Below are 14,694 nucleotides of genomic sequence, written 5' to 3'. Positions count from 1 at the left end.
GACTTTATAATTTTATTAATTCAATTTTGAATGCTTCTTCAAACAAATCAAAAGTTTGTTGAGCCTTTCTGGCAGCAGTTTCTTTTTGATCTTCTGAAAAGTCCTTACTCCGAAGAAACTTTAGAAATTCATTCCAGCTTTTGATCTGGTCTCTTTTTCCACTGAAAAATTGTTGATCTGGTAAATGTTCAAGATGAGGACAATTCTTCAGCTCCTTCCCTATCATTAAACCTCCCATTGCAGAACCTTCTACAACATATGCTGCACCTATAGCTTCTGCATCATTTTCACATTGAAATTCAAGAGAAGTTTCAGCCTTATCTATTCCAAGGCTTGAAAGATCCAATTTGATCGCATCGGTTTTTGTAGAAGAATAATTTTTTAGATGGCTGGCTATAGGATCTTCAGTAGCAGCATAAGCAGCATAATTCTGGAGCAGAAGTAATTTATACTCTTCTTCAGTAATACTATGATCCATGATCTTGTTGGCTAGATTTTCACCTTCCAACGCCTCATGTTGAGCTTTGGTTGCTTCCCGTAATTTATTCAGCATCGTTTCTATCTGTATCAAAATTACCGATCGCTTCCCTGATCTTATTGATGTTCTCTTTCTGAGCCTGATCTTCAGAATTCATTTTGTCCAGGTAATCATAGATCTTGTTCACCGTGATTTTGTTCTGGCGAATCATACTTCTAAGCTCCTGTTTTGAGGTCATATTAATGACTATCTTTTTTAGCAGAGGCTCCAGCTTTTCACTCAGGCTGTTAATATTCTTTTTAAGAATAAAACCTGAAGCTCCATTTAAAATAGTGTTTGCCGCTAATTCCTCATCGTTGATAGTTCCGGTAATAAAGATAAATCCAATGGAATCATCAAATTCCTGCACGGTAGTCAGCACATCAAGGCCTGTACAGTTGGGCAAATTATAATCTGAAAGGACCACGTCTGGCGCGAAGTTCAAAAGTAATCGTTTACAATCCTGAAGATTATCTGTGGTTTCGATCACAGGTTCCTCTACGATCTTTGAAATTTGTCGCTTAATGAGAAAGATATCATTCTCGTTATCTTCAACCAGAAGTATGTTAAGTTTTCTGTGGATCATGACTACACTTATATCAAAAGCGAAAATAATCTAAAACTAAGTATGAAACAATTGCTAAAAGTTAAACATGAAAGTAGAAAGTTGAGCCTTTACCAGGGTCACTCTCTGCCCAGATCTTACCATTATGCTTCTCGATGATCTTTTTTACGATCGCTAATCCAATTCCGGTGCCCTGGTAATTATCTCCCGAATGTCTTGAAAATAAGTTGAAAATTTCCTCTTTATATTTTGGATCAAAACCAATCCCGTTATCCTTGATATGGTATACAGTAATGTTTTCTTGCAGACTATACCCTATTACAATTGCTGGACTGGAACTTCTTTCACTATATTTCAAAGCATTGGCAATTAGATTGGACCAGACCTGACCCAGCATCCTTCTGTCTCCCAGCATTTTTGGTAAAGACTCATCAATACTAACAGAAGTTTTACTAAAGTTGGACTTTATATTAAATGACGTCAGGATATCACTCACCATGGTATCTGTAGCGACGACCTGTTTATTAATATTCTCATTTGAGACCCCGGCGAAGGAGAGTATATTATCAATTAGATCCTGCATCTCCTGAACCGAAGACAGGATCGTATCTACCGCCATTCTCCCTTCTTTATTGAGACTGCTGAAGTGATCTTCCTTTAAAATATGAGCATAACCATCTACTCCACGTAAAGGCGCTTTTAAATCGTGCGAAAGACCCTGGCTGAAAAGTTCAAGTTCCTTATGAGCAGTTACCAACTTCTCATTAAGATTATCTATGTTACGTTTTTGATGATCAAGAATAACGTAATTAACATTTTTACTGAGTTTTCTGGCGCCGCTTAATTCATAATCATTCCAGGCAGTTGCTACACCGCTCAAATTCTCGGTCCATTTCTCGAAAGATTTACGCGGAGTCAGCCGCTTTTTTTCTGAATCGTAGAATGCCTTGTTATTGGGATCGCCACCCCAGTCAATTTGCTGAATTACTTCAGGACGAAACCAGATCAAATAGTTCTTATTGTCATTTCCCAATCGAGAACTTAAAATACCCGACCCAGTTGCTTTGTAAGCTTTAGCTTCTGGATGTAAGCTCATTAAGTTCTTAGTATGGAATATATTATCTTGTTGTTTACTCAAAAACTTCTTGATAAGTGTTTTCACTTCTTTTTTGGATGGTGTCTCTCTAACTAACTTGATCTTCCCGTCTATTACGATTGCAGCTCCAGAAGATTCAATAAGATCTGTAAGTTTAAGCTCATTAGTGGCGAGTCCTTTTTTGATGGAATCATGTCTCAAGACCTGATCCATAAGTTGTCCTGCTACCTTTTCTATCTTTCCTATTTTAGTTAAAAATGTACTGGAGTTCTTTAGTGAAAGTTCATTCGAAAATATCTGGATTAGAAATTCACAGGTTTGTCTCTCGTAGTAACTCACAAATTTAGCCTCCTGATGATGGCAGGCCAGCAAACCCCATAATTTACCATTACTGATCAATGCCGCGGTCAAACTCGCACCAATCCCCATGTTTTGAAGATATTCAATATGAATTGGTGATACACCTCTTAGTTTAGATTTCGAGATATCTAGAGGTTCGCTACTTGCAGGTGAGATTTGAGGAACTATTTTTACTGGACTGTAATTAACATCAGTAATAATACGCACTCTGTTCTTAAAAAATAATTGTCTCGCCTGCTTCGGAATATCACTTGCCGGATACTGTAGTCCTAAGAAAGGCTCCAGATCATCAGTCTTTGCTTCCGCGATCACCTTTCCATTCCACTCATCATCGAACTTATAGACCATCACACGGTCATATTGAAAAATCTGGCGGGTAAGATTGGCTGCATCCTGACAAAGCTGTTGAGGGTTATCACTTGCAGATAATGTATTCAGTAATCCGGATAACTCCCTCTGAAAATCAAAAGTATCCTTCTTTTCATGGGTGGGTTCAATATCCAGAATTAGAGAATTACCGCTTAAATGTGGGATAATGATAAATTTCTTACCATTGACCAGGGACTCTTCAACTTCCAGTCTCTCATCCTTCAGCAGTGATTCATTGATATTTTTAAGCACTTCCGAAGATAAAATATCAGAAATATTGAGTTTTAGTAATTCGTCTGAAGCAATACCAATGATATGGCCAGAATTCTCTCCAACCTGTGTGATCTCACCTGTCTTGATACATGAAGCTATCAACAAACCATGCGATTGCGTGGTACCTATAATATGAATAGGCTCCTTTTCACAACTACTAAGGTCTACTTCTACCGGGTACTTATTCTCTTCTGTCATTAAAATACTTAAGCCTTCAGTTTAAAATAAAAGGTACTTCCTACTCCTTCCTGAGAGTCTACCCAGATGGTACCTTCGTGCAGCAATACGATCTTTTCTACGTGTGCCAGTCCAACTCCTGTTCCTTCCATATCCTCATTTCCAGGTACACGATTAAAAATTGTAAAAATGTTTTTCTGGTCTTCTTTTGAGATTCCTACACCATTATCCATGATGGAAAATACCCAATAATCATTTTCACGATAAGAAGAAATCCTGATCTCTGGACTTCGCTCCTTTGGAACGTATTTTATAGCGTTACTAATAAGATTCTGGAATAACAATCTAAGTTCTACTTCATAACCCATGATTTGAGGCATCGAACCAATATTGATCTTTGCATCTGTATCCCTAATGCTCTTTCCCAGATCGTATTTCACTATTTCTACAACCTCTTTTATATCAACCAGTTCTTTTGCTCCATTCTTTCCAATTCTGGAATGTTCCAGAAGTGCCTTTATCTGTTCCGAAAGCCTGTCTGAAGCATTTTTGATGTACTTAATATAGTTCTCTCCTTTTTCATCCAAATGTTTGGCGTACATTTTTCCCAGAACATCGCTACCAAATTTGATTGTTGCTAATGGTTCCTGTAGATCGTGAGAACAAATGGAAACAAATTGCTCCAAATCTCTGTTCGCTCTTTCCAGGTCACTTTTTTGTTCCTGAAGTTTGGCTTCTGCTGTTTTCAAAGCTGAAATATCCACGCAGGTATAGCGAATGGTTTTAAGGTTTTCAGCTTCGTCCTTTTCAGCGGTTGCATTTAAAATTACCGGTAAAATACTACCATTTCTGGTAATCATATTCTGCTCGATATTAATGATCTCTCCAGATTTCTTGATGCGAGATTTAAGTTTCGTAGATGAAACTTTTGAGTCTTTAACGAAGAATTCATGTATAGATCTACCTATCAACTCTTGCTCTTCCTTATACCCTAATTTTAGAACAGCTTTGCGGTTGCATTGTACAATCTCTGAAGATTTTGGATCTACACTCAGGTGTAGTACAGGATCATCTTCGTAAAAGGATCTAAAACGTTTTTCACTAGCCGCAAGTTTCTCTTTAGACTTCTGAATGGTTTCTATATCTATGAAGGTGATCACCACCCCTTCCCGCTCATTCTCAGAGTTTAAATAAGGAGAAATTCGCTGAAGGTAATTGCGACCTTCTCTTGAAATGATATGTTTGTCAAGCACTTTGCCAGTATCCAGTACTCTCTTACAACGATCGATAAAGCTCCTTTTACGTATAAGACCAAAGCTAATGGTAAAATTATCTATTGGTCTACCTATATCGCTATCCAACAAATTGAAAAGTCTTTTGATGGCCGGTGTAAATTTCCTAATATTGAATTGGGAATCCAGGAAGATCACGCCAATATCAGTGCTTTTCAAGAGATTGTTCATATCAGCATTTAGTGCTGCGAGATCATCCATTTTCTGAACATTCTCTGCATTAACTGTATTTATTTCCTCATTGACACTTTGAAGCTCTTCATTGGTACTTTGCAGTTCTTCATTAGATGCAAGTAGTTCCTCATTTGCCGCCTGAAGTTCTTCATTACTGGTTTCAATTTCCTCTAGCGAAGTTTGCAGGTCTTCCCGGGTACGTTTCAGCTCATTTTCAAGGTTGCTAACATACTCCTTGGTTTGATTAGAAGGACTCACTTTTTCAACTTCCTGAATCTTCGATAAATCGATATCCGTTTCAACAAATATTATTACGTAATTGATCTCATCCTCCAGAGCGTATTCTTTTAAGGGCTTAATGATCACATCTACGCCAAAATTGTCATGCTCTTTTTTTATAACAACATCTTTATATACGGCAACTTCATTAGATTCCAGGGCTTTATTAAACGTAGATTGAATTACGTATTTCAAACTGGAGTCAAGCATATCCAGTAAGTTGATCGAAAATCCACTAACAGGTAAAGCTGCATATTTTCTAAATTCGCCAACCGCCTGCAGTATATTATAATCTGTATCTACGAAAACTGCAGCACCGCCAAACTGTCCTAGAATAGCTTCATTTAGTTCATGCTGAAGCTTTTGTCGAATAGGATTGGATTGAGCGCCACGATTTTTGCGTTCCCGTTTAGCGTTATTCTCTAAAATCCTGGAGTTGTCGCTATTTGTTTGGGATGCATGAGTAACTCCATTCTTTAAGCGCTTACTAATCTTTTTATTTCTGAAAATTTTCCATTTACGGTCAATTTCAGAAAATTGGTCTTTTAGTGAATGTGGATTTTCACTGGTTCCTAAAACCAGAACACCATCCTTCTTTAATGCATAATGCAACACATTCATCGCCTTCTTCTGAATACTATTTTGAAAATAGATTAAAAGATTACGACATACCACCATATCCATATTACTGAAGGGCGGATTTTTAATAATGTTATGCCTGGAGAAAATGACAGATCTTCGTAATTTATCTGAAACCTGATACCCTTCAGATTTACTTAAAAAGTATTTTAGTAAAAGATCCTTTGGAACATCTGCGACGATACTTTCCGGATAAAGCCCTTTGCTACCAATATCCAGGTGTGCCTGGGAAATATCTGTAGCGAATATTTTAATTTCAATATTTTTATCCTGTCTCTGCAATTCTTCGAGCAGGCACATAGCAAATGAGTATGCCTCTTCACCGGTGCTGCAACCAACATCCCAGATCTTTAGAACGTCACCATTATTCCTATTTCTAATCATTTCGGGAAAAACATCATTTCGTAAAATGTTCCATACTTCTTCATCCCGGAAAAACTTAGTAACTCCAATTAAGAATTCTCTGTAAAGAATTTCAACCTCTTCATCATTGTTCTTTAAATAATCAAGATAGCCATTGAGATTATTACAATTACAAATATTTACTCTTCTGGCAATTCTTCTCGCCAGAGTAGCATACTTATATTCTCTGAAATCTAATCCTGACTTTTTATCAACGTAATTCAGAATTTTTTCAAGTTCATTTTGGTTGAAGTCAGCATTACCATCTTCTGAATGAAATATTGGAGGTGTATTAATGAATCTTTTGAGCTCCTGCCCCATTTCATTTACAGAAAGGACATAGTCTACAAGCCCTGTACTTATGGCGCTAACGGGCATACCATCAAATTTAGCCTCTTCTGGCTCCTGCACCATCACCATACCATCATTCTCTTTAAGTGCTCGCGTGCCTCGAGTGCCGTCACTTCCAGTACCGCTCAAAATCACCCCAATAGCTTTGTCCTTTCGCTGTTTCGCGAGAGACTCAAAAAACATATCAATAGGTAAATTTAGGGTCTGACTTTTAGGCTTCTCTATTAAAATTAACCGGTCACCATCAAGTTTGAGGTTGTTCGCGGGAGGGATCAGGTGAACATGCCCTGGTTTCACCTGCATCTCGTGGTCTATCTGAATTATTGGCAATTTTGTATTCTTCTTCAGTAATTCTCCCATCATACTTTTGTAATCTGGTGACAAATGTTGAATTACTACATAAGCATTTACATCATTAGCATCTATAGTATCAAAAAACGCCTTTAGAGCTTCTAAACCGCCAGCACTAGCTCCTACGGCAATAATGCGAGTTTGGTTCTTTTCAATTTTTGATTCAGACGTAACACTTGAGCGTTCTCCTGTACTTTCCATTAATCTGAGTAGTAGATAATTAAAGATTAGCCATTTAGGCTTTTAGCAATTCGTAATTATAAAAAAAATATTCGATTTCGAGTAACTCGATTCCCACAATTGTTGCGGCATATGATCAGTGTTTACGGTGCTTTTCACATTATTCATCTTCCAGATTCTCTTACTGAGATAGTGAATTTGTCGCTAAGGCCTTATTAACAGGGTCACTGATGGTTCTGCCATTCTTACAGCTAATTGACAAAATTGCGCTATAGCCTATTTTTGAAACCAATGTTTAACATAGTTTTAAGGCTCTTGAACAATTCTCGAATTTTCTCCTATTGTATTGTTTCGAATCTCGCAAGAATGCAGCAGGATCCTTATAAATATTTGAATACCTAGCAGTCAACTACACATATATTGGATATTATATCCATAATAAGTCAGGATTTCATAAATAGATTTTAAGTTTTTATTAATGCTAATTCTTATGGAATGTGGCTAAATTAACGGTCATCTAGGGGGTAAGCTACGTGTTTTGAGTCCTATCGCATGGTAATTGCACTATAGTAATCGAAATCGTTCGACAAAAAGTCGATATTATTTGAATTAAAATACCAAATATGAAAACATTAGTAATTGGAGCAGGAAACATGGGATTAACTTACGCTGAAGGGATGGCACAATCTGCCATGCTTAACAGGAGAAATCTTATGGTATTCGATAAATCAGCAGATGTGATTGCAAGACTTAGAGACCTGGATCACTTTGATGTTTATGAATCACTTGAGGAATGCCTGCCCAAGGCTGATATGGTTTTTGTCGCCGTTAAGCCTTATCACTGTGATGAGCTTTTTGAGGAAATGAAGCCAATGGTAAACAAGGATCAGATATTTGTTTCCTTAATGGCTGGTATCACCATAGAGAAAATTCAGAATGGATTGGGTGTTAAGAAAGTGGTTAGATCTATGCCCAATCTACCAGCACAGGTAGGAAAGGGAGTCACTTCCTATACAGAATCCAAGGAAGTTTCCAGAGTGGAACTTCTAATGGTTCGTAATCTTTTGGATACTACTGGAGAATCTATACACGTAAAGAATGAAAATTTTATTGATGCTTCTACTGGTATTTCAGGTAGTGGACCAGCTTATGTATTCTATTTTATGAATTCGATGCTGGAAGCTGCTCTTAAAATGGGCTTCAGTAAAAATGACTCCAAAGTATTAGTAAGCCAGACTTTTGAAGGGGCCGTGGAACTTTTCAACCAGAATGATCTAAGCCCAGACACCTGGATGGACCGTGTAGCCTCGAAAGGAGGAACTACCAGGGCAGCATTAGATTCTATGGATGATAATAATGTTAAGGAACTTATTAAGGATGCAGCCTACGCTGCTTTCGACAGAGCCGTTGAACTCGGAGAAGAAAAATAATCAACTTACAAAACCTAATAACCAAAACATCTATAATGGATAAGAAAAGAAGAATTGTCGTGAAAGTTGGAACCAATGTGATGACCAACAAGGACAACAGAATTTTGGGACCAATATTGAAAAGTTTGGTGCGACAGATCGCAACATTATATGAAGAAGATATCATGGTTGTCCTCGTCTCTTCCGGATCTGCAATTGCAGGTAAAGAAATTCTAGGACAGATTAATATTGAAGACGCTAGCAAACGTAGGCAGGTGTACTCTTCTGTAGGACAACCTAGAATGATGCGTCATTATTATAGCATTTTTCATGACTACGGAATGCGATGCGCACAGGTATTAGCTACCAAAAGAGATTTTAGCCCGGGAATACACCGTGAGAATATGATCAATTGTTATGAATCCTTGTTATCTGAAGGAATTATTCCAATCGCGAATGAAGATGATGCTGTTTCAGTAACTATGTCTATGTTCTCTGATAATGATGAACTAGCTAGTTTAGTTGCAGAATTGATCGGCGCTGAAAAGCTAATTATCCTTAGTGATACAGATGGTCTTTATACTGGACATCCTGAGCATGACGATTCAGAAAAATTAAATAAAGTACAGATTGATGAAAATGTAGAAAAATACGTTCAGCAATCTGAGAAAGGTGAAGGCGAAGGTCGAGGAGGAATGGAATCCAAGATCAAGATCGCTAAAGGTACTGCAGCCAAAGGCATTGTAACCTATATCGCTAACGGTAAACGTGAAGATGTGATTCTGGACATAATGGCCGGAAAACCTGTAGGTACGAAGTTTACCTCGTAATAAATAATTAATATAATTTTAAAGATACGAAGAAATGAAGTTGATAAAATCAGATACTAAAAATAACGTACTTAAGTCTATGATGAATATTCTGGACAAAAGACGCCAGGAAATTATAGCAGCGAATAAAAAAGATCTGGATGCCTTTACGAAAGATGATCGGGCTATGTATGACCGATTGATCGTTGATGAGAAAAAAGTAGACGGCATGATCCAGTCTGTAAAAGAGGTGATGGAACAGGATGATCCGGTTGGCCAGGTAATCGAACATAGAAAACTGGATACTGGACTGGATATTACGAACAAAACGGCTCCATTTGGAAATATCATGATCATTTATGAATCCAGACCCGATGTGACTATTGAAGCGGCTGTTCTAGCTTTCAAAGCAAACAACAGGATCTATCTGAAAGGTGGTAAGGAAGCAATTGAAAGTAACAAAATACTTGAGGAATGCTGGCATGAAGCACTTGAAGAAAACGGATTAGGTAAGGAGTGGATCAAACTTTTACACCTGGATAGAACCGAAACTCAGGAATTTCTGAAAAATCCACCAGAGCAATTAGACCTTATCGTACCACGTGGCGGCGAGAGATTGATCGCGTTTGTGAAAGAACATGCAACCGGAGCAGTGTTAGTTTCGGGACGAGGAAACAACTTCCTGTATGTTTCTAAAAATGCCGATTTTGATATCGCCAAAAAAGTAATGCTGAATGCTAAGATCGACAAGATCTCAGGTTGTAATGCTTTAGATAAGGTATTGGTAGATACTAATATTGAAGGGTATGAATCTAAACTGAAAGAACTGGAAAAATTATTCAGCGATAATAAAGTTGAAATTCTGGTAGATGATAAAGTCTCTGAAGTTCTTACAGATCAAGCTAAAGTACAATCTGAAGATACCTGGTATGAGGAGTTTCTAGCGATGAAAATTGTGATTGGAGCTGTAGACGGACTTGATAATTCTATTGAGAAGATCAACCAGTACTCTGGAGGTCACTCTGCTTCGATCATTACAACAGATAAAGAAGAAGCAACCACATTTATGGAGCAGGTAGATTCAGCAGCAGTATATCACAATGCTTCCACCCGCTTTACCGACGGTGGGCAAATGGGCGTTGGAGCTGAACTTGCAATTTCAACCTACAAGCTTCACCATAGAGGACCTTTAGGTCTTAAACAATTGGTTACCAATAAATATTACGTATTGGGTGAAGGACATGTAAGAGTATAATCTCAATCTATATAAGTTAAAAAGCCTGGCAAATGCCAGGCTTTTTTTATGTCTAGATTTCGAAAATAAAATGTTTCGCGTTAAACAATTCAACTGAATTTCCAACGTCTTCAATAATTAGATCTGGTATATAATTAAATCAATAACTGTAACGTTTAAGGGGCTGTTTAGTCTTATAAATAGAAAACAAAAGTATATATGAAAAAATTTGTGATGGGTCTGGCTGCAGCTTCAATGTTGTTCGCTTGTAAGACTCAGAAAAATCCCCAGGCAACTATTGAAAAGCCAGTTCTGGCTCAACTTGATCTGGTAAACGTTCAAAATGACAAAGTATGGGTTACCGTAGACCCGGCAGAATTTAAAACCGAATCTACCATATTCAATATCCCGAAAACTGTTCCCGGAACTTATTCTGAAGATAACTACGGAAAATTTACAGAATCCTTCAAAGCTATTGACTATAAAGGAAACGAATTGAGCTTCGAAAAGCTGGATGATAATAGTTATAAGATTGAAAAGGCGGCAAACCTTGATAAAGTTATGTACCTGGTAAACGACTCTTTCGACTGGGAAGAAGAAGGCGGTGTTTATTCCATGGCAGGAACGAATATTTTAAAGAATAAAAACTTCCTTTTGAATCTTCATGGTTTCGTAGGTTATTTCGACGGAATGACTGAAAAGAAATATCAGCTAGAGATCGTACGTCCTGAAGATCTTGTAGCAGGAACTTCTCTTACTATTGCTTCCACTAAAAATTCTGAAGCAGGAAACGCTAAGACAGATGTTTACAACCTGGATCGGTATTTTGAAGTGATCGATAACCCGATCCTGTATTCAAAGCCAGATACTACCAGTTTCATGGTAGAAAACATGCAGGTTTTACTTAGTGTTTATTCACCAAATGAAAAACATTCGGCTCAGACTTTAAAGCCTGGAATGGAGAAAATGATCCGTGCACAAAAGGAATTTCTTGGCGACATAAACTCTACAGATAAATATGCCATCCTTGTTTACCTTTCCGAAGGTGAAGGAGATGCTTCGAATTATGGAGCTCTGGAACATCATACCTCAACAGTGGTGGTAATGCCTGAGTCTATGGATGCATCTTCTCTGGATAAGAGCATGACCGATATCGTATCGCATGAATTTTTCCATATTATTACGCCACTTGGAATTCATTCTAACGAGGTTCATTATTTCGATTATAATGATCCCAAAATGTCCAAGCATTTATGGCTTTATGAAGGTGTAACAGAATATTTCGCGAATCTATTCCAGGTAAATCAAGGACTTATAGATAACAAGGAGTTCTATAAGCGAATGAATCAAAAAATCACAACTTCACAGAGATTTGATGACACCGTTCCTTTTACCGTAATGAGTGAAAAAATACTTACAGATGAGTATAAAGATTCCTATTACAATGTTTACCTGAAGGGAGCGCTTATAGGAATGGCTCTTGACATCAGGCTAAGGGAACTTAGCGGTGGAAATATGGGAATTCTGGATCTTATGAAAAAATTGAATGCTAAGTACGGGAAAGACAAACCATTTAATGATGATGAATTGATTCCTACGATCGTTGAACTTACATATCCTGAAATTCAGAATTTCTTTGACCAGTATGTTACCGGTGAAACACCAATTCCTTATGACGAGTTTTTTGCAAAGGCTGGAATTGAGGAACAGGAGCAGATGACGGAAGTTGGTTTCTTTCTGAAAGGTCAGCAACCTTACATCACTGCAAATCAGGAAACCAAGGAGATCGTTTTCCGTGGAGATACAGAGTTTAATACTTTCCTGAAGGAGCTTGGAGTTGAAGGCGGTGACGTGATGAAAAGCGTAAATGGTGAGGATTATTCTATTCAGAATGTTTATGAACTTATACGCAAGTCCCAGGAATGGAAAGAAGGCGATGACTTTACCATGACCATTGTTCGAAATGAAGAAGAAATGCAGTTAAAAGCCAAAGTATCTACACCTATGGATACCCAAATGACTTTAAGTGAAGTGCAGAATGCAGATGGTGATAAAATTGAATTGCGAAATGCCTGGTTGAAGGGTTAATCAAATCCAGGTATTTCATATAGAGCGGCAGTTTTTACTGCCGCTTTTTTGTTTAAATGCTAGAGTCGCTCTCGCATTATTTTTATCTTTAAAAACTAATTAACAGCCAAAATATGGAAATTCCAATCCTTCAGGATATTGTTATTATACTAGGATTATCGATCGTGATCATTCTCGTATTCCAGAAGTTGAAACTACCAGCAATTCTGGGATTTCTTCTTGCTGGAATCATAGCCGGCCCGCATGCTTTTAATTTAATTAGTTCGCAGCATGATGTAGAATTGCTTTCAGAAATAGGAATTATTTTCCTGCTTTTCGTTATTGGGATCGAATTATCATTAAAAGGTCTGGCGTCCATCAAGAAGATCATATTTCTTGGTGGTGGATTACAGGTTGGAGGTACCATTCTTGCTACTGCTGGAATATCAACCGCCTTGGGATTACCTTTAAACACTTCTATTTTCCTGGGGTTCCTGTTTAGTTTAAGTAGTACGGCGATCGTTTTAAAACTACTTCAGGAGAAAGGGGAAATTTCCACACCACATGGAAAAATAGGTCTGGGAATCCTTATTTTCCAGGATATCGTGGTAGTTCCTATGATGCTTTTTACACCCTTGCTTGCCGGAGAAACTCCAAATATTCTTACCACAGTAGGGATCATGATCTTAAAGATCTTACTGGTATTGGTGATCGTATATATTCTTGCAAAGTATGTCGCGCCTAAGATCTTTGGATGGGTCGTAAAGACAAAGAACCAGGAATTATTTATTCTTACGGTCGTCGTATTCTGTTTTGGGGTGGCATGGTTAACTTCTACGGTCGGTTTATCATTAGCTTTGGGAGCGTTTTTCGCCGGACTCATTATTTCTGAATCAGATTACAGTCACCAGGCTACCGCTAACGTATTACCCTTTAGAGAAATATTTATAAGCTTTTTCTTTATCTCTGTAGGGACACTGCTGAACCTTGATTTCTTTGCTGAAAATATTCTGATCATTATTGGTCTTGTACTCGCGGTTGTATTATTAAAAATGCTTGTTATTGGAGTTACAGTACTTATTCTGAAGTTTCCAGCTAGAACCATGTTCCTGGCTATATTTAGTCTCTTCCAGGTTGGTGAATTCTCCCTGTTACTTTCTGGAGTAGGAAAAGAAAGTGGTATTATTCCTGAAAATATTTATCAGTACTTCCTCGCCATTTCTATTATTACGATGGGTATTACTCCTTTCCTGATTGAATCTGCTCCAAGGATCACCTATGCACTTCTGAAGGCACCGATTCCTCCAGCAGTTAGAAAAAGACTGGAAAACATTAAGAGAAGCACTAAGGCTGATGAGGAATTTTCCGAAGAGAATCTGAAGGATCATCTTGTACTTATTGGATACGGGATCAATGGTTCCAACATATCCAAAGCTGCACAAAAGGCTGAAATTCCATATGTGATCATTGATGCAAATCCGGAAGCATTTGATAAAGCAAAAGAGCTTAAAGAACCTGTAATATTCGGGGACGCGATCAATACAACGATCCTGAAACATGCGCATGTGCAGGAAGCCAGGGTTATCGTAATTGCAATATCAGATGCTGGTGCGACCAGGAAAATGCTTACTTCGATAAGACAATTAACCAAAACCGCTACTATTATTGTTCGTACCAAGTATGTCAAAGAAATGGAAGAAGTCCTGAGATTGGGAGCAGACGAAGTGATCCCGGAAGAATTTGAAACTTCCATCGAAATCTTTACCAGGGTTCTAAAGAAATATCTTGTGCCCTTTGATGAAATCCAGGAGTTTATCAACCAGATTAGATCTTCAGATTATGAGATGCTGACTTCCATGAAGAAAAGACCGCACTCCCCTGCCCTGCAACACCTGAACATTCCGAACAGGGAGATCGTTACTCTAAAAGTGAATCGGGACAACCGGCAGATCGTAGGAAAATCCATCGAAGATTCTGGTATTGGAAAGAACTTCCAGGTCACCTTGCTTGCGATACAGAGAGATCGCAGGTATTTAACTGAGATCTCACCAAAAACAATTATTGAACAAGGTGATTTATTATACCTGTTTGGTCATCCAAGTAATATCAACCATCTAAATGACCAACTTTCTTTCAAGTAAATTAATATG

Annotated in this window: 9 protein-coding genes; 5 read left to right on the top strand and 4 right to left on the bottom strand. The window is 37.9% G+C overall.

What is annotated here, in order from left to right; translation table 11 throughout:
* Positions 1 to 4: 4 nt before the first annotated feature.
* The 4 genes from T8I65_RS05995 to T8I65_RS05980 form a co-directional block, all read right to left on the bottom strand.
* Entirely contained in the window at positions 5 to 571 is a 567-nt protein-coding gene (locus T8I65_RS05995) for a biliverdin-producing heme oxygenase (RefSeq protein WP_322302490.1), read from the bottom strand.
* Positions 543 to 1,103, bottom strand: coding sequence for a response regulator (locus T8I65_RS05990; RefSeq protein ID WP_322302489.1), 561 nt, complete (start codon positions 1,101 to 1,103; stop codon positions 543 to 545). The genes T8I65_RS05995 and T8I65_RS05990 overlap by 29 nt, the downstream gene beginning before the upstream one ends.
* Before the next feature lie 61 nt (positions 1,104 to 1,164).
* Complete coding sequence (locus T8I65_RS05985) at positions 1,165 to 3,378, bottom strand: ATP-binding protein (protein ID WP_322302488.1); 2,214 nt, start codon at positions 3,376 to 3,378, stop codon at positions 1,165 to 1,167.
* An 8-nt stretch (positions 3,379 to 3,386) separates the two neighbouring features.
* Positions 3,387 to 7,046, bottom strand: coding sequence for a CheR family methyltransferase (locus tag T8I65_RS05980; protein WP_322302487.1), 3,660 nt, complete (start codon positions 7,044 to 7,046; stop codon positions 3,387 to 3,389).
* A 602-nt stretch (positions 7,047 to 7,648) separates the two neighbouring features.
* On the opposite strand from T8I65_RS05980, the gene proC reads away from it, so the two are divergent.
* The 5 genes from proC (at position 7,649) to T8I65_RS05955 (ending at position 14,685) form a co-directional block, all read left to right on the top strand.
* Positions 7,649 to 8,455: a pyrroline-5-carboxylate reductase gene (gene proC, locus T8I65_RS05975; protein WP_322302486.1), complete on the top strand. Its 807-nt coding sequence runs from the start codon at positions 7,649 to 7,651 to the stop codon at positions 8,453 to 8,455.
* A gap of 35 nt (positions 8,456 to 8,490) precedes the next feature.
* The gene (proB, locus tag T8I65_RS05970) at positions 8,491 to 9,264 is read left to right on the top strand and encodes a glutamate 5-kinase (RefSeq protein ID WP_322302485.1); all 774 of its coding nucleotides are present in this window, start codon (positions 8,491 to 8,493) and stop codon (positions 9,262 to 9,264) included.
* Between the two features lie 34 nt (positions 9,265 to 9,298).
* Positions 9,299 to 10,498 (top strand): glutamate-5-semialdehyde dehydrogenase, encoded by a 1,200-nt coding sequence (locus T8I65_RS05965; RefSeq protein WP_322302484.1) that lies wholly within the window; start codon positions 9,299 to 9,301, stop codon positions 10,496 to 10,498.
* A gap of 198 nt (positions 10,499 to 10,696) precedes the next feature.
* On the top strand, positions 10,697 to 12,565 hold the full coding sequence (locus T8I65_RS05960; protein WP_322302483.1) for a peptidase M61: 1,869 nt from the start codon (positions 10,697 to 10,699) through the stop codon (positions 12,563 to 12,565).
* Between the two features lie 113 nt (positions 12,566 to 12,678).
* Positions 12,679 to 14,685 carry a cation:proton antiporter gene (locus T8I65_RS05955; protein ID WP_322302482.1) on the top strand — a complete coding sequence of 669 codons (2,007 nt, stop codon included), beginning with the start codon at positions 12,679 to 12,681 and terminating at the stop codon, positions 14,683 to 14,685.
* Positions 14,686 to 14,694: the final 9 nt, after the last annotated feature.

Origin of the sequence: Christiangramia sp. OXR-203, from assembly GCF_034372165.1 — a bacterium.
In the GTDB taxonomy this organism is placed as follows: domain Bacteria; phylum Bacteroidota; class Bacteroidia; order Flavobacteriales; family Flavobacteriaceae; genus Christiangramia.
The sequence above is the reverse complement of the archived record's forward strand: the minus strand, read 5'-3'. Positions and strand labels throughout refer to the sequence as shown.

Excerpts from the sequence above, each read along its gene's own strand:
- T8I65_RS05990 (WP_322302489.1), bottom strand. The coding sequence starts at position 1,103 with ATGATCCACAGAAAACTTAACATACTTCTGGTTGAAGATAACGAGAAT.
- T8I65_RS05985 (WP_322302488.1), bottom strand. The coding sequence starts at position 3,378 with ATGACAGAAGAGAATAAGTACCCGGTAGAAGTAGACCTTAGTAGTTGT.
- T8I65_RS05980 (WP_322302487.1), bottom strand. The coding sequence starts at position 7,046 with ATGGAAAGTACAGGAGAACGCTCAAGTGTTACGTCTGAATCAAAAATT.
- proC (WP_322302486.1), top strand. The coding sequence starts at position 7,649 with ATGAAAACATTAGTAATTGGAGCAGGAAACATGGGATTAACTTACGCT.
- proB (WP_322302485.1), top strand. The coding sequence starts at position 8,491 with ATGGATAAGAAAAGAAGAATTGTCGTGAAAGTTGGAACCAATGTGATG.
- T8I65_RS05965 (WP_322302484.1), top strand. The coding sequence starts at position 9,299 with ATGAAGTTGATAAAATCAGATACTAAAAATAACGTACTTAAGTCTATG.
- T8I65_RS05960 (WP_322302483.1), top strand. The coding sequence starts at position 10,697 with ATGAAAAAATTTGTGATGGGTCTGGCTGCAGCTTCAATGTTGTTCGCT.
- T8I65_RS05955 (WP_322302482.1), top strand. The coding sequence starts at position 12,679 with ATGGAAATTCCAATCCTTCAGGATATTGTTATTATACTAGGATTATCG.